This window comes from Nonomuraea sp. NPDC050153 (genome assembly GCF_044460125.1).
Lineage (GTDB): Bacteria > Actinomycetota > Actinomycetes > Streptosporangiales > Streptosporangiaceae > Nonomuraea.
The window spans coordinates 785,991-804,450 of sequence record NZ_JBITJQ010000002.1; the positions used below are offsets into that span (position 1 = coordinate 785,991).

General features: G+C 71.4%; 16 protein-coding genes. 13 read left to right on the top strand and 3 right to left on the bottom strand.

All coding sequences use genetic code 11. From position 1 onward, the window contains the following. The first annotated feature begins 945 nt into the window (after positions 1–945). The 5 genes from ACIBQ1_RS07865 to ACIBQ1_RS07885 all read left to right on the top strand — a co-directional run bounded on the left by ACIBQ1_RS07865 (position 946) and on the right by ACIBQ1_RS07885 (position 6,008). Positions 946–1,089: a hypothetical protein gene (locus ACIBQ1_RS07865; RefSeq protein WP_397275386.1), complete on the top strand. Its 144-nt coding sequence runs from the start codon at positions 946–948 to the stop codon at positions 1,087–1,089. A 39-nt stretch (positions 1,090–1,128) separates the two neighbouring features. Beyond that, the gene (locus ACIBQ1_RS07870) at positions 1,129–1,653 is read left to right on the top strand and encodes an NUDIX domain-containing protein (RefSeq protein ID WP_397275388.1); all 525 of its coding nucleotides are present in this window, start codon (positions 1,129–1,131) and stop codon (positions 1,651–1,653) included. Positions 1,654–2,084: 431 nt separating this feature from the next. Continuing rightward, on the top strand, positions 2,085–3,140 hold the full coding sequence (locus ACIBQ1_RS07875; RefSeq protein WP_397275390.1) for an LLM class flavin-dependent oxidoreductase: 1,056 nt from the start codon (positions 2,085–2,087) through the stop codon (positions 3,138–3,140). 17 nt (positions 3,141–3,157) lie between these two features. Further along, the gene (locus ACIBQ1_RS07880) at positions 3,158–4,642 is read left to right on the top strand and encodes an AMP-binding protein (protein ID WP_397275392.1); all 1,485 of its coding nucleotides are present in this window, start codon (positions 3,158–3,160) and stop codon (positions 4,640–4,642) included. A 208-nt stretch (positions 4,643–4,850) separates the two neighbouring features. Next, positions 4,851–6,008 (top strand): cytochrome P450, encoded by a 1,158-nt coding sequence (locus ACIBQ1_RS07885; RefSeq protein ID WP_397275394.1) that lies wholly within the window; start codon positions 4,851–4,853, stop codon positions 6,006–6,008. A 94-nt stretch (positions 6,009–6,102) separates the two neighbouring features. Here ACIBQ1_RS07885 and ACIBQ1_RS07890 read toward each other — a convergent pair whose 3' ends face one another. Next, positions 6,103–7,011 (bottom strand): cyclase family protein, encoded by a 909-nt coding sequence (locus tag ACIBQ1_RS07890; RefSeq protein ID WP_397275396.1) that lies wholly within the window; start codon positions 7,009–7,011, stop codon positions 6,103–6,105. A gap of 44 nt (positions 7,012–7,055) precedes the next feature. On the opposite strand from ACIBQ1_RS07890, the gene ACIBQ1_RS07895 reads away from it, so the two are divergent. Further along, the gene (locus ACIBQ1_RS07895) at positions 7,056–8,231 is read left to right on the top strand and encodes a serine hydrolase domain-containing protein (RefSeq protein ID WP_397275397.1); all 1,176 of its coding nucleotides are present in this window, start codon (positions 7,056–7,058) and stop codon (positions 8,229–8,231) included. A gap of 15 nt (positions 8,232–8,246) precedes the next feature. Here ACIBQ1_RS07895 and ACIBQ1_RS07900 read toward each other — a convergent pair whose 3' ends face one another. Together ACIBQ1_RS07900 and ACIBQ1_RS07905 are read right to left on the bottom strand one after the other, a co-directional pair. Next, positions 8,247–8,984 carry an SDR family NAD(P)-dependent oxidoreductase gene (locus tag ACIBQ1_RS07900; protein WP_397275399.1) on the bottom strand — a complete coding sequence of 246 codons (738 nt, stop codon included), beginning with the start codon at positions 8,982–8,984 and terminating at the stop codon, positions 8,247–8,249. Continuing rightward, the gene (locus ACIBQ1_RS07905) at positions 8,984–9,565 is read right to left on the bottom strand and encodes an isochorismatase family cysteine hydrolase (RefSeq protein ID WP_397275558.1); all 582 of its coding nucleotides are present in this window, start codon (positions 9,563–9,565) and stop codon (positions 8,984–8,986) included. Before ACIBQ1_RS07905 ends, ACIBQ1_RS07900 begins: the two co-directional genes overlap by 1 nt. Before the next feature lie 176 nt (positions 9,566–9,741). Between ACIBQ1_RS07905 and ACIBQ1_RS07910 the strand changes: the two genes are divergently transcribed. The 7 genes from ACIBQ1_RS07910 (at position 9,742) to ACIBQ1_RS07940 (ending at position 18,445) form a co-directional block, all read left to right on the top strand. Beyond that, on the top strand, positions 9,742–11,478 hold the full coding sequence (locus tag ACIBQ1_RS07910; RefSeq protein ID WP_397275400.1) for a serine/threonine-protein kinase: 1,737 nt from the start codon (positions 9,742–9,744) through the stop codon (positions 11,476–11,478). A 53-nt stretch (positions 11,479–11,531) separates the two neighbouring features. After that, the gene (locus ACIBQ1_RS07915) at positions 11,532–11,894 is read left to right on the top strand and encodes a Zn-ribbon domain-containing OB-fold protein (RefSeq protein ID WP_397275402.1); all 363 of its coding nucleotides are present in this window, start codon (positions 11,532–11,534) and stop codon (positions 11,892–11,894) included. After that, positions 11,891–12,214: a VOC family protein gene (locus ACIBQ1_RS07920; RefSeq protein ID WP_397275404.1), complete on the top strand. Its 324-nt coding sequence runs from the start codon at positions 11,891–11,893 to the stop codon at positions 12,212–12,214. The genes ACIBQ1_RS07915 and ACIBQ1_RS07920 overlap by 4 nt, the downstream gene beginning before the upstream one ends. Positions 12,215–12,229: 15 nt before the next feature. After that, on the top strand, positions 12,230–13,738 hold the full coding sequence (locus tag ACIBQ1_RS07925) for a class I adenylate-forming enzyme family protein (protein ID WP_397275406.1): 1,509 nt from the start codon (positions 12,230–12,232) through the stop codon (positions 13,736–13,738). Continuing rightward, positions 13,735–15,750, top strand: coding sequence for an acetate--CoA ligase family protein (locus ACIBQ1_RS07930; RefSeq protein WP_397275408.1), 2,016 nt, complete (start codon positions 13,735–13,737; stop codon positions 15,748–15,750). The genes ACIBQ1_RS07925 and ACIBQ1_RS07930 overlap by 4 nt, the downstream gene beginning before the upstream one ends. Continuing rightward, positions 15,737–16,486 carry a glucose 1-dehydrogenase gene (locus ACIBQ1_RS07935; RefSeq protein ID WP_397275409.1) on the top strand — a complete coding sequence of 250 codons (750 nt, stop codon included), beginning with the start codon at positions 15,737–15,739 and terminating at the stop codon, positions 16,484–16,486. The genes ACIBQ1_RS07930 and ACIBQ1_RS07935 overlap by 14 nt, the downstream gene beginning before the upstream one ends. Positions 16,487–16,762: 276 nt before the next feature. Next, on the top strand, positions 16,763–18,445 hold the full coding sequence (locus tag ACIBQ1_RS07940; RefSeq protein ID WP_397275411.1) for a CHAP domain-containing protein: 1,683 nt from the start codon (positions 16,763–16,765) through the stop codon (positions 18,443–18,445). The last annotated feature ends 15 nt before the right edge of the window (positions 18,446–18,460 follow it).

Genomic DNA, 18,460 nt, shown 5'->3' on the forward strand with positions numbered 1-18,460 from the left:
TCGGCATCTCGGCCCAAAGGCCGCCACCCACCGAACGGTCCGTTACGTTGATCCATCAGCCGGTGTACCGTGCAGCGCTTTATGGAATCAGACAATCTGACCGCATGAAGGTGATGACCGCCAATGGACGAGGCCGAGCGAGGGGAGACCACCGTGGTCACTTGGGGCAGGAGGCGGATCGTGGTGATCGATCCTGCCCCCACGGCGCCCGCTACGTCCAAGGAGGACGTCACGGTAAGCGCGTGTCCTCACGCTACTGTGGAGGAGGTCCACGACCGTCACGCGACTTCCTACTTGCAGAGCTACAGAGGTCACCTGACCGCCCCAGCGGTGCCTGTCGTCACTGCACTGCTGGGCTGGTGCAGTGGGTGGCTTCTGCGGAGGTCGGCATAACGGAAGGCAACACGACGGGCGGCTCGGTCAGGTTCGAGCACCGAATGATAGGCGTAAATGACCCGCTTGCGGTGAGGGTCCCAGCCGGTACGCCACCAATAGCGGTCGCCGTCGCACCAGACCACCAGTCCTACCCAGACGGATACCAGGGCCAGTCCGTAGCCGTCGTGGACATCGGCGGGGACACCGAGAACTTCCAGAGCGTTTCCCATGGCGCGAGCAGCGCGGAGTGGGAGCGGTGAAGCGACGATCTCGGGTTTGTTGTATGTCATGCCGCCAGTGCACTTGGTCTGGGGGCACCCCCATAAGCGCGTGATCGAGGCTGACGGTGGAAGTCGGTCCACACCCCGTGTGAATGCGATGTAGTTGTGACCCTGTCTTCCAGCGACACGCCTGTTCGCAATGTGATGATCCAATTACACTCCGAATACGGGAGTCGCTCGTCGGAGGTCCAAACGTGAGTGAGCCGAACATCCTGCTGGATTCGCTGCTCGCAGAATCATCCTCGCCGAGCGAGGAGAGCTCGAACAGGACGCCTCCACCGCTGAGGGCATGCTCGACTGCACCGCCGGCATGGAATCCGAGCGACTCACCGAGCGCATCGAGGCGGTGACAACGGCACTGAGCGGCTACGACACACAGTTCGTCAAGGCGTTCCTCGCCCGCGCCAGACAGCAGGCCGACATCCCCTTGTAGCGTGGTGCCGATTCAGGCGTCCACCATGGGAGCAGCCGCATGCGCTGGCAGGTTCACTCCGAAGAACAGCTCTACACCGACCCATGGCTCGATGTCCGGGTGGCCGATGTGGAGCTTCCTGATGGAAGGCATCTCGATCACCGGCTCATCCGCACCGCGCCCGGAGCCGGTGCGGTCGTCATGGATGACCAGAATCGCGTGCTGCTCATCTGGCGGCACCGCTTCATCACCGACACGTGGGGATGGGAGATCCCCATCGGCAAGGTCGACGAAGGTGAAGAGCCGATCGCAGCCGCCGCCCGGGAGGTCGAGGAAGAGACCGGCTGGCGGCCCGGCCCCTTGCGTCTGTTGCTCTACACACAGCCGACCAATGGCATCTCCGACTCCGAACACCACATCTTCCGCGCCAACAGCGCCCAGTACATCGGCCCGCCTACCGAGTCATGGGAGGCTGAACGCATCGAGTGGGTACCGCTCACGGACATCCGCCGTCTGATCGACAAGCGCGACCTCGTCAGCGGGACCAGCATGAACGCCCTGCTCTACGCCCTTACAGAGGTGTAGTCGCCCACGATCGCGGTGCCGCCGGCGTCATGGTTCCGCACCTTCGAAGTCGCTTCAAGTAGGCGCCTGTCGCACCGATCCGCAGGCGGACCGTCCTTTCGCGGGCGGAAGAGGGCTCCAGCGAGCCCATCCGGTAACCACGCAACGGGCGGTCGACTGGCGAGCGAAGCGAGCGGGGTTTGGGCGGGCTCCAGCAGGCCAAGCCGGTAATCGGGCAAGGGGCGGGGACCGGCGAGCGAAGCGAGCGGGGGGTTTCGGGGGGTCGAAGGGGGACGGAGCCCCTCCTGGGAGACACTGTCTGGAACCCCTTGGCGCGAAGCGCCGCCTTCGTGGAAGGCCATGCGTTTCCCCCGGCCCCTGGGGCGTTCCTGGGTGGCGTGGTACGCTCCCAAGCGAGCGCTTGGTTTAGCCGCCTGCCGAGGGGTCGCCGCATGAAGTTCTCGACCTTCCACCTCTTCCACCGTTTCGACGGCCACAGCTTCAAGGACGTCTATGACTACCATCTGGAGCTCATCGAGCTGGCCGAGGAGCTGGGGTTCGACGGGGTACGGCTGGCCGAGCACCACTTCCGGGACTACGGCGTCGTCCCCAACCTGTTCACGATGCTCGCCCACGCCGCCGCCCGCACCTCCCGCATCCGGCTCGGGACGGGCATCGTGGTGCTGCCCCTGCACAACCCGATCCACGTGGCCGAGGAGGCCGCGATGGTGGACGTGCTCTCCCGGGGGCGGCTGGACCTGGGGATCGGACGGGGGTACCAGAGCTTCGAGTTCGAGGGGTTCGGGATCGACCTGGCCGAAGCCCGCGACCGGTTCAACGAGGCGCTGGAGGTGATCATCGGGCTCTGGACGCAGGACTCGTACCAGCATGAGGGGAAGTTCTACAGGACCGGCTCCGAGGTGGGCCTCGTCCCCAGGCCGCTGCAGTCGCCGCACCCGCCGCTGCACGTGGCGGCGGTCTCCCCCGAGACCGTCACCATGTACGCCGAGCGCGGGCTGCCCATCCTGGCCGACCCGGCGGCGCCGTTCCGCAAGGTCGTCAAGGCCGCGGAGACCTGGCGGGAGACGGCCGCGCAGGCGGGCCACCCCGAGGGCGCGGAGCTGGTGGTGGCGCGCAGCGTGTACGTGGCGCCGACCCTGGAACAGGCGCGCGAGGACCAGGCGCGGTTCGAGGCGTCGTTCGACCGTTCGCGGATCTTCAACGAGCGCAGCGCCCCCATCGACCCGAAGACCGGCCGGGCCGCGCAGGGCTTCGAGTACTACCAGGACCGCTACCTCAAGGGCGGCACGGTGTCGACCGACTTCCGGTGGGAGCAGCTGGACGTGATCGGGGACCCGACGCGGGTGATCCAGCAGATCTCCCTCCTGCGGGACTCCGGCTTCTCGAACCTCCTGTGCGACTTCGGCAGCACCCGCCCCATGCCGCTGGAGGAAATGAAGCGGATCATGCGCTTCTTCGCCGCCGAAGTCATGCCGGCGTTCCAGTAATCCCTCGGGAGGCTCAGATGATCCACAGCCTGTCCCTGTCAGACCTCCTCGCCGATCACGCCCGCAGCCGTCCCCAGGTCACGGCGGTGGTGGACGGGGACGTACGGCGCACGTACCCCGAGCTCGACGCCCGGGTGACCCGGCTGGCCGACGCCCTGGCGGGGCGGGGTGTGGCGGCCGGGGAGCGGGTCGTGTGGCTCGGCCAGAACTCCCACGCCGTGCTGGAGCTGCTGCTGGCCTGCTCACGGCTGGGCGCGATCCTCTGCCCGGCCAACTGGCGGCAGTCGGAGGACGAGCTGCGGTTCGTCCTGTCCGATCTGACCCCCAAAGTCGTCGTATGGGAGCCTTCCGACGCCACCACGGCCGTGTCCGAGAGCACCTGGGTGCGAGCCGGGGACGAGTACGAGGAGCTGGTGGCGAGCGGGACTCCGAGGGACTTCCCGCAGGTGGACGACACCGAGCCCGTCCTCGCCCTCTACACCGCCGCCTTCGACGGACGCCCCAACGCGGCCCTGCTCAGCAGCGCCGCCCTGGTCGCCCACAGCGCCTCGCTCCTCGTCGTACGCCAGATGGAGCCCGGCTTCACGTTCCTCGACAACGGCCCGCTCTTCCACGTGGGCACGATGATGTTCTGCCTGGCCACGCTCCAGATCGGCGGCACGAACGTGTTCATGCCCGCCTTCGACGCCGAGGAGGTCTGCCGCCTGATCGACGCCGAGAAGGTGACGCAGGCGTTCCTGTTCGGGCCGATGATCGACGCGGTGACGGCCGCGAACGCGGGGGGCAAGTACGACCTGTCGTCGCTGAGGTTCGTCGCGCACTCGGCCGAGTGGGACAGCATGATCACGGTGGACGACTCTCCCTGGTGCCGGTCCAAGATGGGCGGGTACGGGCAGACCGAGGTCGGGGGGATGCTCACGTTCCTCGGGCTGGCCGACGGGGGGTCGGGGTTCGCGGGACGTCCTTCTCCGCTGGTCCAGGTACGCATCCTGGCTCCGGACGGAACCGAGCTGCCGGCCGGCGAGGTGGGCGAGATCTGCGCCCGCGGCAAGACCCTCTTTTCCGGATATTTCGCCCGGCCCGACTTAAATGCCGCCAAGTCCGCGTACGGCTGGCACCACACCGGCGACCTCGGCCGCCGCGAACCCGACGGCACCATCACCTTCATCGGCCCCAAGCTCCGCATGATCAAATCGGGCGCCGAGAACATCTACCCGGCCGAGGTCGAACGCACCCTCAAGTCCCACCCGGCCGTGGCCGACGCCGCCGTCATCGGCGTCCCCGACCCCACCTGGCACCAGGCGGTCAAGGCCGTCGTCGCACTCAAGCCGGACGCCGCCGCCACCGCGGACGAACTCGTCGACCACGTCAGGACGCAGCTGGCGTCGTACAAGAAGCCGAGCCAGGTGGCGTTCGTGGACACGATCCCGAAACGCGGCTTCACCCCTGACTACGACGCTCTGGACGAGGCACACGGCGGCGGCAACTACCCCGGCACCTGACCCCAGGCGGCTGCCGGAAGCCCCGGCCGGACACGCGAACGGCCCGGCCGGGGCCCCGAGCGAGCAGGCGGGCCGCGTCGGGCGGGTGGGCTGGGGCGGTCGTAGCTGGGCTGGAGCGCTTCGATGAAGGGCGGCCATCCGGATCCGATTGCAAGAGAGGACATTCAATAGCTATACAACAATCAATTGAGAGTCTACTCTCAAAATTATGCGACTTCCCATCGAACGCAACCAGGAGTGCCCCTTCGACCCGCCCCCGGGCCTGCGCGGGCTGCCGTCGATGACCCGGCTGGAGATGGCCGACGGGCATCCGGGCTGGCTGGCCACGACGATGGCGGCGGGGCGCGCCGTGCTGGGCGACCCGAGGTTCAGCGCCAGGCAGGAGCTCAGGCACAGCGCCATGCACGTCGTACGCCCCGGCGGTGCCGCCCAACCCGCCCCGCCCGGGTTCTTCGCCGCCACCGACCCGCCCGAGCACACCCGCTACCGCCGCCTGCTCACCGGGCAGTTCACGGTGCGCAGGATGCGGCTGCTGGAGCCGCGCATCGAGCAGATCGCGGCCGACCACCTCGACGCCATGGAGAAGGCGGGCCCGCCGGTCGATCTGGTGACGGCCTACGCCCTGCCGATCCCGTCATTGGTCATCTGCGAACTGCTCGGCGTGCCGTACGCCGACCACGACTTCTTCCAGGACCGCAGCGCCGCCATCGTCACCGCCGGCAGGGACGGCGCGCGGGCGACGGCCGACCTCATCGCGTATCTGGGCGAGCTGGTACGCCGCAAGCGGGTCGAACCGGGCGACGACCTGCTCAGCGGGCTGACCGGCGAGCTGACGGACGACGAGCTGACCCACGTCGCGCTGATCCTGCTCGTGGCGGGACACGAGACCACCGCGAACATGCTGGCCCTGGGGGTGTTCGCGCTGCTGAAGGAGGGACCGCCGGTCGAGGAGTTCGGGGAGGGCACGGTGGAGGAGCTGCTGCGCTGGTTGTCGATCCTGCACCAGGGGGCGCCGTCCAGGGCGGCGCTCGAGGACGTGGAGGTGGCGGGAGAGCTGGTCAGGAAGGGCGAGACGGTCGCCCTGTCCCTCCCCATGATCAACCGCGACGGCGCGGTGTTCGAGGATCCGGAGGCGCTCAGGCTGGACCGGCCGGACGCGCGGCGGCATCTGGCGTTCGGCCACGGCGTGCACCAGTGCCTGGGGCAGCAGCTCGCCAGGAACGAGCTGCGCATCGGCTGCCGGGCGCTGTTCGAGCGCTTCCCCGGCCTGCGGCTGGCCGTTCCCGCCACCGAGGTGCCGCTGAAGCACGACGCCTCGGTGTACGGGGTGAGATGTCTGCCGGTGACCTGGCCCACGACCGGCTGACCGATGGCCGGCCCAAGACCGGCTGACCGATGTCCGGCCCACGACGGGCTGAACGGTGACCTGGTCCGCTACCGGCTGAGGCGTTCCAAGGTCTTCAGAGGATGGCCAGCGGCGTCACCGGGCTGCCCGTGCCGCCCTCGATCCTCAGCGGCGCCACCACGAACACGAACTCCGTACACCCCCTCTCCCCCAGCTCCTCCAGCCAGAGCATCTCGATCAGGTGCACGCCGTGCCGGTGCAGCAGAATGAGGTGCAGGTCGTCGGCGAGCCCCTCGTCGGCGAGGCCGCGGGCGTTGAGCCCGCCGACGGCGGCGTTGTCCGAGGCCACCACGGACACGTCGTGCGCCGCCAGCCAGCGGCCCGCCTCCGCCGACAGGCCGGGCTGGCCCGACCAGTACTCCTCGCGCGAGCGCCCCCACACCGAGGGCCATCCGGTACGGATCACCGCGGCGTCCCCCGCCCGCGGCGTGGCGATCTCCGCCAGCAGCTCCGCCGGGATCCGGAAGTCGGCGGGCAGGTGGTCGAGGCCGAGGCGCCGGGGCACGTCGAACAGCACCCCCCTGGCCACCACGCCGCCCACCTGCTCGATGCCGCACCTGGTCGCGCCGTAGGAGCGGACCCGGGCCGCCGGGTGGCCGTTGTAGAGCTCGTCGCCCGACCACATGTGGCACAGCGCGTCCATGTGGGTCGTGGTCCCGTGGTGGCTGACGACGAGCGCGTCGTCGGCCACGTACAGGCCCTCGCCGATCGCGCGGGCGCCGGCCGCGTAGTCGCCGCCGTCCACGGACATGAAGTGCTGCGGCAGCGGGCGGCCCGGCAGGTGTGGCACCGTCGTGGGGGCGGGCGAGGAGGTGGCGCCCCTGATCGGCATGGCCAGGCTCAGCACCTCGCCCGTGGTGGCGCTGCGCAGGGCGTCGAGCACCACGGCCGGGGTGAGGAGGTTGAGGGTGCCGCGCTGATCGTCTGGGCCGAATCGTCCCCAGTTGTTAGGCTCGTGAACCAAGTAAGCGCTTCCTTTCCCCTGTCTCATGCGAATGCGGAGGTCTGATGCACTGCGATCCGCGGTTCTCGCGCGTGCGCGAGGTGTTCGAACGGCATCTCGCCGACGGTGCGGAGCTGGGCGCCGCCTTCGCCGTCTACCTGGACGGCGAGCTGGTCGTGGACCTGTGGGGCGGCGTCGCCGACCGGCACACGGAGCGGCCCTGGGAGCACGACACGCCGGCCTTCGCCTACTCCTGCACCAAGGCGATCACCGCCACCGTGCTGCTGCAGCTCGCCGAGCGGGGGCTGGTGGACGTCCAGGGGCCGGTCGCGGACGTGTGGCCGGAGTTCGCGGCCGAGGGCAAGGGGTCGGTCACCGTCGAGCACCTGCTCACGCACCAGAGCGGGCTGCCGACGGTGGAGGAGCCGGTGCCGGTGGAGGAGTTCGGGGACCTGGCGGCCATCGCCGCCCGGCTCGCCGGCCAGGCGCCGCTGTGGGAGCCGGGGTCGGCGCACGGGTATCACGCGCTGTCGTACGGCTTCCTGGTCGGGGAGGTGATCAGGCGCGTGACGGGCAAGTCGGTGGGCGAACTGGCGTCCGCCGAGATCGCCGGGCCACTGGGGCTGGAGCTGTGGGTGGGCGCGCCGGACGCGGTGATCGCCCGTACGGCCCGCCTCAAGGCAGGCGAGCGCGCCGGCACGGGCCCGGCGCCTACCGAGGGACAGGCCGAGGGACAGGCCGAGGGACAGGCTGGGGGCGTGCTGGCCGAGATGGCCAAGGCCGCGCTCGATCCGGGCAGCCTCATGAACCGGGCGCTCGGCAACCCCGGCATGCACCTGCTCAAGGGCGGCGCGAACCACCCCGCCATCCTGCGCGCGGGCTGGCCCGCGGCCGGGGTCGTCACCACGGCCAGGGGGCTGGCCGGGTTCTACCGTTCGCTGATCGCGGGCGAGCTGCTGCGCCCCGAGACGCTGCGCGACGCCGTACGCCCCCGCGTCCACGGCCCCGACCGCGTCCTCCTCCTGGACACGTCGTTCGGCCTCGGCTACATGCGGCCGTCGATGACGTTCCTGATGCCGTCGGAGACCGCGTTCGGCCACTCCGGGCTGGGCGGGTCCCTCGGCGCGGGCGATCCGGAACGCGGCCTCGGCATCGGCTACGTCATGAACAAGATGGCCAACGCCGTCTCCGGCAACCTGCGCGGCCTGCGCCTGGTGCAGGCCGTCTACGACTCGCTCTGACCGCGTCATGATCGCTCAGTGCATGGTCACGCCGCCGCTCACCGACAGCGTCTGCCCGGTGATGTACGCGGCGCGATCCGTACAGAGGTAGGCCACCAGGCCCGCCACGTCGGCGGGCGTGCCGAGGCGGCGCAGCGGGATGCCTCGCGCGATCTTGTCCACCAGCCCCGGCTCGGCCGCCGACACCCGCCGGAGCATCGGCGTGTCCGTGGGGCCGGGGCAGACCACGTTGGAGGTGACCCGCGCCCTGGCGGCCTCCCTGGCGAGCGTCTTGGCCAGGCCGAACAGCCCCGCCTTGGTGGCCGCGTACGCGCCCTCGCCGCCCGAGCCCGCCCTGGCGCCGTCCGAGGAGACGAACACCAGCCGCCCCCGGCCCCTGGCCGCCATCCCGGGCAGGAGCAGCTTGGTGAGCAGCATCGGCCCGCGCAGGTTGACCTGCCACATGACGTCCCAGCCGGCCGGGTCGCTCTCGGTGAACGGCTCCACGATCGACACCCCGGCGTTGTGCACCAGGATGTCCACGGGACCCACGGCGCCGCCGAACTCCTCGACGGACGCCGGCGCGGCCAGGTCGACGGCCAGCGCCCGCGCGCCGGGCAGGCCCGAGGCCACCTTCTCCGCGTTCGGCAGGTCCACGTCGGCGACGACGACCTCCGCCCCCAGCGCGGCCAGGTCCGTGGCGATGGCCGCGCCGATCGCGCCCGCTCCGCCGGTGACCACCGCCACGCGCCCGTCCAGGCGCAGCCCGTCCATCACTTCCACTCCTCCACCAGGTCGGCGGTGGTCGCGCGGGTGGCGAGGAGGCTGATCGTGTGTTTCAGCACGGCCTGCGCGTACTCCTCCGGGATGCCCGCCACCGCGTCCCTGACCACGGTCACCCGGTAGCCCAGGTCGACCGCCTCCAGCGCGAGCCCGGGAATGCCCAGGTTGAGCGAGACCCCCAGCGCGACCACGTGCGAGACGCCCAGGGAGCGCAGCATCATGTCGAGCGCGGTGCCGGTGAATGGGGAGAAGCCGTGGTGCCGGCGGCTCTCCAGGTCGCCGCCGTCCCACAGCTCCGGGAGCACCTCGGTGGCGGCCGTGCCCTCCAGCATGTGGTCAGGGTCCTTGAGGAGGGAGACGATGAACGGGCAGTTGCCCGCGTGGGAGCCGGCCCGGTCGGGGCGGAAGGCCGCCGTGCAGTGGATCACCGGGATCCCGGCCGACCTGGCCGTGTGGAGGAGGCGGGCGGCGTTGGCCACGACGTCGTGCCGCGTACAGGCCGCCACCAGATCCGGAAATTTCGTGAGATCGCCGACGACGCCCCTCTGCATCTCCATCACCAGCACGGCCATGCGCTCCACGGGCGACCTCCGTCGATTTAGCCGAGCGCTTGCTTGGGACGCCTCAGCATATCACCCGCGACTCAGGGTCATTTCCCATTAACGCCCGGCGAAATATCTCCAGTCGTGACAACCCGAACCCCGGGTGAGACCGTCGAATCGAAGACGGCTGCTAATGGGGGTTCGACTTGGTCCCTGGTTACCGTGAAGTCCGCCAGCTCGGCGCCGGCCGCACCGGCCGCGTGTTCCTCGCCACCTACCAGCAGACGGGCGCCTACGTGGCGATCAAGTACCTGAACGCCACCCTGCGCAGGGACACCGAGTTCATGGACCGCTTCCGGTCGGACACCCACGAACTCGTCGAGATCGACGACCCCAACGTGGTCCGGTGCTACGAGTACGTCGAGACCCCCACCAGGGCGGCCGTCGTCATGGAGCTGGTGGACGGCGTCTCGCTGCGTACGCTCCTGACCGAGCACCGCGGGATCAGCCCGGAGGCGGCCCTCGCCGTGCTGAAGAGCACGCTGCTGGCCCTGGCCGCCGCGCACGAGCGGGGCGTGCCGCACCGCGACGTCAAGCCGGAGAACATCCTGGTCCAGGCCGACGGCACCAGCAAGCTGGCGGACTTCGGCGTGGTCGTGCACGCGGAGGAGCCGGGCGTGCCTGCCGGCAGCCCCGAGTACATGTCGCCCGAGCTGTGGACGCAGGGCCGGGCCGGACCGCCCGCCGACGTGTACGCGGCGGCGTGCGTGCTGTTCGAGGCGGTGAGGGGGCGGCCGCCGTACCGGGCCGTCAAGGAGGGCGAGGACGGGGAGCTGGACGTCCCGGCCGTGCGGGACAAGCACCTGGTGGAGCCGGTGCCGCTGGAGGTCGCGCCCGACTCGCTGCGCGACCTGCTCAGGCGCGGGATGGCCAAGGACCCGGCGACCAGGTACGCCTCGGCCAGGCAGTTCGCGGCGGAGCTGGAGGAGGACGCGCTCGCCGGGTACGGCGCGGACTGGGAGAAGCGCGGGCGGCGGCACCTGGGCGAGCTGGCCACGCTGCTGGCCCTGCGCTTCCCGCTGGCCAGGACCGAGCGGGCCGCCGGCGTCACGACCACCATCCGGGACCGGGTGCTCCAGATGCCCCGGCTGCCACCGCACCTGTGGGTGGCGGGGGCGACGGTGGTGGCCGTGTCGATCGCGCTCATGATGTCGGGCGGGCGCCTGCCTCCCGGGCCCGGCACGATCCTGATGCCGGCGCCCAAGGCGACGCGGAGCGAGCCGGATCCGACTCCCGTGGACGCGGCCACGCCCACCCGCACCCAGGCGTCCGCCGCTCCCCGGCGCACCACGCCCGCGCGTACGGCCACCCCCACCCCTCCTCCCCCGAGTCCTCCCGCCACGGTGCGGCAGGGCGGGACCTCGGTGCCGCGTCCCGCCGCGGTGCAGGCCGCCGGCATCGTGGGGTGGAGCGGCACGGCGGGGGCGGTCAAGGTCTCGGCCGACGGGACGGGGCCCGTGCGGCTACGGATCTCGTACACGCGGCGGGAAGGGGACGGCGGGGCGGCGCGGACGGTCCGGCAGGAGACGCGGACCCTGCGGGGGAGCACGGCCTACACCAGCGCCGTCACGCACGACCCCGGGGGCGTTTCCTGCGGGAAGCGGGCGTACTTCGGGCTCGTGGTGATGACGGAGCCGGCCGCGGCGAACGGGCCGCAGGTGAGCGAGGTCGCCGTCGACGGTCCCGCCTGCCCTACGCCTACGCCGACTCCCCACTCGCCTACACCTACGCCTACGCCCAGCGAGGAGCACAGCAGGACGGCCGTCGGGACGCCTACGCCGTCGGAGGAATCTTTCGCCCGACCGTCGGACGAGCCCACCGGCCGGCCTTCCGAAGAGCCCATGATGCTCTTTTCGACGCCCGAGGAGGAGCCGCCCCTTTAGCGGCGGGGTGGGGGCCTTGTGAGGCAACCAAGCGTGCGCTAGCTTGGCAAGCGATGAGCGGTGACACCTCTGCGTACTGGGCCGCCTGCGAGCGCGGCGAGCTGGTCGTCCAGCGCTGTACGTCCTGTAACAGGCGCGTGCACCTCCCCGAGGCGGCCTGCCCCTGGTGCGGCGGCGCGGAGCTCGTCTTCGAGCCGGTCGAGGGCGAGGGCGTCGTGCACACCTTCACCGTCGTGCACCGCTCGTTCGCCCCCGCCTACCGGGGCCGGGAGCCGTACGTGATGGCCTGGGTGGACCTGCCGGCGGGCGTGCGAGCCTTCGGGCACGTGGTGGGATGCGCCCCCGACGAGGTACGCGTCGGCATGCCGGTACGTGTGACGTTCATCGACGAACTCCCCCATTGGAGGCCCGTGTGAAGCTCGGCAACGTGCTCATCCCCGTCGCGAACCTGGACGAGGCGATCGCCTTCTACGGGCTGCCGGTGAAGTTCAGGGACGGCGACAGGTTCGCGGCGCTCGACGGCGGCGGGGTGACCGTGGCGCTGGCCGGGCCCGCCGAGCACGTCACCTCCTCGGCCGCGCCGTCGTACAAGGTGGACGACGTGGCGGAGGCCGCGCGGGAGCTGGTGGCACGCGGCGGCGAGGTGGTGCGGGAGCCCGAGAAGGGGCCGCACGAGATCCGGGCCGTGCTGCGCGACCCCTCAGGAAACGTCTTCGTGCTCTATCAGCCCCTCTGACTGGAGGCCTCCCCCATGGCGCGAACACCTTACGGCAACTACGGCCACGCGATCCTGACCGCCGGAGCGCTGCGCACGCCCGACCAGGTCGCGCTCACGTACTGCGGCGAGCAGAGCTTCACCTACGACCAGCTCAACAGGAACGTCAACCGCCGCGCCAACGCCCTGCTGGAGAGGGGGGTCGGGCCGGGCCGGCGGGTGGCGGCGCTGCTCAACGAGACGTTGCGGGTGGCCGAGGTCTACCTCGCGCAGGCCAAGATCGGGGCGGTGACGGCGGCGCTGAACCCGTACTGGCCGGTGGAGACGCTGCGCGACGTGGTGGCGGCCTCGGGGTGCACGGCGTTCGTGTACGACGCGACGGTCGAGGGCGTGGTCGCCCAGATCAGGGATTCGCTGCCCGCCGTGACCACGTGGATCGACGTGCGGGAGCTCGAAGGCGACTCCGACGAGGAGCCGCCGATCAGCGGCCGGTACGACGACCCGCTGGCGCTCTACTACACCTCGGGCACGACGGGACTCCCGAAGGCGGTCGTGCACACGCACGCGTCGTCGCTGGCCACGGCGCAGATCTGGCTGGACGTGCCGTGCGGCCCCGACTCGGTGTTCGGGACGGGCGCGATCATCTGGGGCATCGGCTTCCCCGCCATCGTCGGGCCCGCCCTGTACGCCGGGATACGGCTGGTGCTGGAGCAGGACTGGGGCCCGGCGAACTTCCTGCGCGTCGTCCCCCGCGAACGGGTCACGCATCTCTCGCAGATCCCCTCGTTCTACGCGGCCCTGCTCGCCTCCCCCGACCATGAGGACGTGGACCTGTCGTCCATCCAGGTGATCATGCTGGGCGGCGAGCCGCTGACCGCGACCATGCTCGAACGGATCAAGGCCAGGCTGCCGCAGGCGGGCGTGTACTCCTACTACGGCCAGACCGAGGCCCCGTACACGTGCATGGGCCGCGTGGACGACGGCACGACCCCGCTCGGCTCCTCGGGCCGCGCCCGCACCGGCAACGCGGTGCGCATCACCGACCCGAACGGCGAGCGCGTGGTCGGCGAGGTCGGCGAGATCAACCTGGCCGGGCCGCACCGGATGACCGGCTACGACGGCCTGCCGGAGCGGACGGCCGAGGTGCTGCGCGGCGAGTGGTACGTCGGCGGCGACCTCGGCACGCTCTCCCCCGACGGCGTGCTGCGCGTGCTGGGCAGGCGGGAGGACTCGATACTCAAGGGCGGCGTCTGGACGCAGCCGGTCGTGATCGAGGAGGCGGCCTCGGCGCTGGACGGCGTCGCCGAGGCGGGCGCGGTGGGCGTGCCGGAAGGGGCCTCCGAGCAGGAGGTTCTGCTGGCGGTCGTGCCGCGGGCGGGGCACACGCTGGACGCGTCCAAGCTGGCGCTCGCCCTGGCCGACACCCTGCCCGCCCATCAACGGCCCGACCACATCGTGGTGGCCGACGCGCTGCCGCACTCGCAGGACGCCTCCGGCGGCCCCGGCAAGCTGCTGCGCGGGAAGATCCGCGAGCTGCTCGGGTGAGCGCGTACGAGCACGAGGTCAAGGCGCTGCTCAGCGCGGCCGGAGTGCCGGTGCCGCGCGGGGTGGTGGTGCGGGACCTCGACTTCGACCGGGCCGCGGAGCTGGCCGAGCCGCTGGTGCTGAAGGCGTTCGGCCCGGGGCTGGTGCACAAGTCGGACGTCGGCGCCGTCGCGCTGGGGCTGTCCAGGAACGACCTCGCCGCGGCGGCCGCCGGCATGCGGGCCCGGCTGGAGGTCGCCGGGTTCCTCGTCGAGGAGCAGGCCGAGGCCGGTGTGGAGCTCATCGTGGGCCTGGTGCGGGACCCTGGGTTCGGGCCGGTGCTCCTCACCGGGCTGGGCGGGGTGTGGACGGAGGCGCTGCGTGACACGGCGCTGCGGCTCTGCCCGATCTCGGAGGAGGACGCGCGGCGCATGCTGGCCTCGCTGCGCGGCTCCTCCCTCCTGTACGGGAGCCGCGGCGGCCCGCCGGTGGACGTGGACGCGGTGGTCAAGCTGCTCATGACGGTCGGCGGCCCGGGTGGGCTGTGGGAACGCCTCGAACTGGGCGAGTTCGAGCTGAACCCGGTGATCGCCGGCCCCTCCGGGGTGATCGCGGTCGACGCCCGCCACCTGCCCGCCCCAGGACCGCCCGCGGGCGCGCCCGGTGCGGCGACGGACTTCCTGCCGCTCTTCGAGCCCAGAGCCGTGGCCGTCGTCGGGGCCTCCACGACCAGGCCGAACTTCGGGAACATGTTCCTCGGCTTCTACCGGGCCGCGGGCGTCCCGCTGGTGGCCGTGCACCCCACGGCGGCCGAGGTGGCCGGGGTGCGGGCCGTGCCGTCCCTCGCCGCGGCGGACGTGGACTACGCGCTCGTGGCGGTGCCCGCCGAGCGGTGCGCCGAGGTGGTGCGGGAGGCGCGCGGGGTGCCGTTCGTGCAGGTCATGAGCGGCGGGTTCGCCGAGACGGGCCGGCCGGACCTGGAGGAGGAGCTGGCCGAGGCGGCGCGGGCGGCGGGCACGCGGCTGCTGGGGCCCAACTGCATGGGCGTGTACAGCCCCCGGGGACGGCAGACGTTCGTCGGGGGCGGGCTCGGGCCCGCCGGGACGGTGGCGCTGATCTCGCAGAGCGGCGGGCTCGCGGGCGAGGTGATCAAGGTCGGGGAGCGGCGCGGGCTGGCGTTCAGCCGGGTCGTCACCGTCGGGAACTCGGCCGACGTGACCCCCGCCGAGCTGCTGCGCTGGCTCGCCGGGGACGAGGAGACGCGGGCCGTCGGGCTGTACCTGGAGGACCCGCGTGACGGGCGCGAGCTGTTCGAGGCGCTGTGCTCCGCGGACCTGCCGGTGGTGCTGCTGGTCGGCGGGCGGACCGGGCAGGGGCAGGAGGCGGCGGCCTCCCACACGGGCGGCATGGTGAGCGACCGGCGGGTGTGGGAGGCGGTGGCCGAGCAGGCGGGGGCGGTGCTGGTCTCCAGCCAGGACGACCTGATCGGGGTGCTGGCGTACTTCCAGGCGCACGGCTCGCGCGACGCCCGCGGCGGCGTGCTGGTGGCGGGGCCGAGCGGGGGCGCGAGCGTGCTGGCGGCGGACGCGTTCGACCTGGCGGGGGTGCGGCTCGACCCGCTGCCCCCGGACGCGCCGGAGGCGCTGCGCGGGCTTGGGGTGGTGGCCGCCGGCAACCCGCTCGAAGTGCCGGTCGGGCCCATGGGGCGGGCCGGGCTCGTGCCCGAGGTGCTCTCCGCCCTGCTGCGCTCCCGTCCGTACGGCGACGTCGTCCTGCACGTGAACGTCCAGGCGTTCTTCACGTACGGGGACGCGGCGGAGCCCCTGTACGCGTACGCGCGGGCCGTGGCGCAGGCGCAGGCCACGCTGCCGCGCACCAGGATCACCCTCGTCACCAGGAACGGCGAGTGCGCGCCCCCGGGCGTCGAGGACGAAGTGAGGCGGATCGCGGCGGCGGCGGGGATCCCCGTCTACCGCTCCATGGAGGCGGCGGCGGCGGCCGTCGCGGCTGGAGGACGTCATGGGATTGCTTGACGGCAAGGTCGCGTTGATCACCGGCGGGGCTCGCGGGATGGGAGCGGCGCACGTGCGGCTGTTCCTCGAAGAGGGCGCGCGGGTGGTGTTCGGTGATGTGCTGGATGAAGAAGGGAAGGCGCTGGCCGAGGAGACGGGGGCCGCGTACGTCCATCATGACGTGACGAGCGTGGAGGATTGGGAGCGGGCGGTGGCGACGGCTGGCGAGTTGCACGGTCGGCTGGACGTGCTCGTCAACAACGCCGGGATCCTGAAATTTCGTCGCATCAGCGATATGTCGCCCGAGGACTTCGACCGGGTGATCGGCGTCAACCTCAGGGGCACCTGGCTGGGGATCAAGTCGGTGATCGACCCCATGAAGGCGGCCGGACGGGGCTCGATCGTGAACATCTCCTCGATCGAGGGCTACGTCGGGGCCGAGGGGCTGTCTGCGTACTCGGCGTCGAAGTTCGGGGTGCGCGGGGTCACCAAGTCGGCGGCGCGGGAGCTGGCCCGGTTCAAGATCCGGGTGAACTCGGTGCACCCCGGCGCGATCAACACCTCGATGGCGATGGATCCCGACCTGATGAACGAGGTCGACGCCGAAGCCTTCGTGAAGTCCATGGTCATCAAGCGCTTCGCCAAGCCGGTGGAGGTGTCCCACGTGGTGGCCTTCCTGGCCTCGGACCGGGCGAGCTACTGCACCGGCAGCGAGTTCACGGTGGACGGCGGCCTGCTCACGGGCGCGGGCTACTGACTCGGGCAAGCCTCCCACCTGGAACAAGGTAGATCTTTTTGGATTAAACCACCTTAGCTTGGACATTTCTGGCAGCATCTTTGACCAGCGGGTTCTTGGTCTTGGAAAGCTTGAGCGTCTCTTGATGCTGGCTTGACCTGCCGAGACGGCACGGTAGCCTCGCTCATCACGGAAGACGACAAGCCTCCGGTTTTGTCCCACTAGTCACGGGGTGTCCCTTTACCCGGGATCTATGCGGACAAACCGGTCTTGCCCGGAAGGTTGCCCCATACTTCCATGACGCCAGAGATGCAGAAGTTCATCGAGCTGCTGGAGAGCCAGCTCGGGTATGCCGAGAAAGCCGGGGCATACACCAAGTTCGGCGAGTGGTACGGCAAGAACGTCGAGTTCGACGCCGACTACAGCTCCGCCCCGTGGTGCGACATGTACCTCTCCTGGGCTGCGCACAAGCTCGGGTACGAGGACTGGATGGGGCAGTTCGCGTGGACGGTGTCGCACGCGGAGTGGTTCAAGGAGCAGGGGGCGTGGGGTCACAAGCCCAAGCCCGGGGCGTTCGTCTTCTACGACTGGAGCGGCTCGAACAGCATCGACAACATCGACCACGTCGGCATCGTGACGCGGGTCGAGGGCGACAAGATCTTCACCATCGAGGGCAACATCGACGGAGGCGTCGCCAAGCGCAAGGAACGCGACACGAGCAAGGTCGTCGGGTACGGCTACCCGGAACGCATCAAGGACCGCCTGGACGAGGAGGCGGCCCGGCAGCAGCGGGAGGCCCAGAAGAAGGCCGAGGAGCAGGCCGCCCTGCAGCCGGGACCCGGGACCGACGTCGGCGTGCTCCAGCTCCCCGAGCACGATTCGCTCGGCTCCCTGATCCCGCGCAGCGAGATCGTGGAGCCTGCCCAGGCCCCTCGGATCGGCAGCTCCCCCGCGAAGAAGAGCCCTGAGGCCGCCCCCTCGCCCGCCCCCACCAAGATCGCCAACGGCTCCGTCTCGGACGGCACGGCCGCCGAGGCCCTCAAGCAGCCGAAGAAGGCCAAGCACGCCAAGCCCGCGACGGCCGACACCACGGCGGCCACCGCCGAGCCCCTCCCCACGCACGCGGACGCCTCGGCGACCGGCCCGATGCCGGCCATCTCCTCACCGACGCTGGTCGGCTCGGCCCTGGTGGCGGCCCTGGCGCTGCTCGCCGTGGCCAAGACCCGCCGCCTCCGGACCGCCCCGGCCACCGCGTCGGGCACGGGGGCGGGCAGGGGGGCGGGCACGGCACCCCGCCCTGCCGCCAACCGCCGTCGTCGCCGCAAGCTCGACGCCGAGCCGGTCCGTACGACCACACTCCAGCCGACCACGGCCCTGGACACCGCCCTGGACGCCTTCCTCCGCTCCCAGCCGGCCCAGCCCACCCGGAGTGGGCCGGTCGAGATCCTGGTGGACACCGGGCCCCTGGAGCGCTTCGTGGACACCGGGCCGTTCGAGCGCATCGTCATCCCCCAGGCGACCAGCGCGTTCGACGCCTTCGCCCCGGCCCGCGGCGGCGGGGACGTCCTCGACACCCCCGACGTCGGCGCCACCTACCAGGGCCGTCGCCGCCGCCTCGGGCACCCCGCCGACGAGTCGGGGACCTTCGCGACCGATCTCCCGGCGCGTGGCCGCCGCCACCGCCGGCCGGCGCCCACCCAGGGCGTCCACATCGGCGGCGCGCAGCCGTTCGCCCAGGACGCCCCGTCAGTGGGCCGACGGCACGCCACCCCCGGGTTCCCGCCGCCGCACCGGCGCGAGGACGACCGCCAACTGGTCGGCGCGGGCGGCCCCGGCAGAGGCGCCACCGGCCATCCCGCCAGGAGCGCGACCGGTCAGCCCAGCCGAAGCGCACCCGGCCAGCCCGGCAGAAACACCACCGGCCAGCCCGGCCGGAGCGCCCCCGGCCAGTCCCGCAGGCGGGGACGCCACCGCGCGTGAGCGCCCCCGGTCAGT

What these genes read in the sequence shown, in the direction of transcription:
- ACIBQ1_RS07865 (WP_397275386.1), top strand. Translation starts at nt 946, where the DNA reads ATGCTCGACTGCACCGCCGGCATGGAATCCGAGCGACTCACCGAGCGC.
- ACIBQ1_RS07870 (WP_397275388.1), top strand. Translation starts at nt 1,129, where the DNA reads ATGCGCTGGCAGGTTCACTCCGAAGAACAGCTCTACACCGACCCATGG.
- ACIBQ1_RS07875 (WP_397275390.1), top strand. Translation starts at nt 2,085, where the DNA reads ATGAAGTTCTCGACCTTCCACCTCTTCCACCGTTTCGACGGCCACAGC.
- ACIBQ1_RS07880 (WP_397275392.1), top strand. Translation starts at nt 3,158, where the DNA reads ATGATCCACAGCCTGTCCCTGTCAGACCTCCTCGCCGATCACGCCCGC.
- ACIBQ1_RS07885 (WP_397275394.1), top strand. Translation starts at nt 4,851, where the DNA reads ATGCGACTTCCCATCGAACGCAACCAGGAGTGCCCCTTCGACCCGCCC.
- ACIBQ1_RS07895 (WP_397275397.1), top strand. Translation starts at nt 7,056, where the DNA reads ATGCACTGCGATCCGCGGTTCTCGCGCGTGCGCGAGGTGTTCGAACGG.
- ACIBQ1_RS07900 (WP_397275399.1), bottom strand. Translation starts at nt 8,984, where the DNA reads ATGGACGGGCTGCGCCTGGACGGGCGCGTGGCGGTGGTCACCGGCGGA.
- ACIBQ1_RS07905 (WP_397275558.1), bottom strand. Translation starts at nt 9,565, where the DNA reads ATGGCCGTGCTGGTGATGGAGATGCAGAGGGGCGTCGTCGGCGATCTC.
- ACIBQ1_RS07915 (WP_397275402.1), top strand. Translation starts at nt 11,532, where the DNA reads ATGAGCGGTGACACCTCTGCGTACTGGGCCGCCTGCGAGCGCGGCGAG.
- ACIBQ1_RS07925 (WP_397275406.1), top strand. Translation starts at nt 12,230, where the DNA reads ATGGCGCGAACACCTTACGGCAACTACGGCCACGCGATCCTGACCGCC.
- ACIBQ1_RS07935 (WP_397275409.1), top strand. Translation starts at nt 15,737, where the DNA reads ATGGGATTGCTTGACGGCAAGGTCGCGTTGATCACCGGCGGGGCTCGC.
- ACIBQ1_RS07940 (WP_397275411.1), top strand. Translation starts at nt 16,763, where the DNA reads ATGACGCCAGAGATGCAGAAGTTCATCGAGCTGCTGGAGAGCCAGCTC.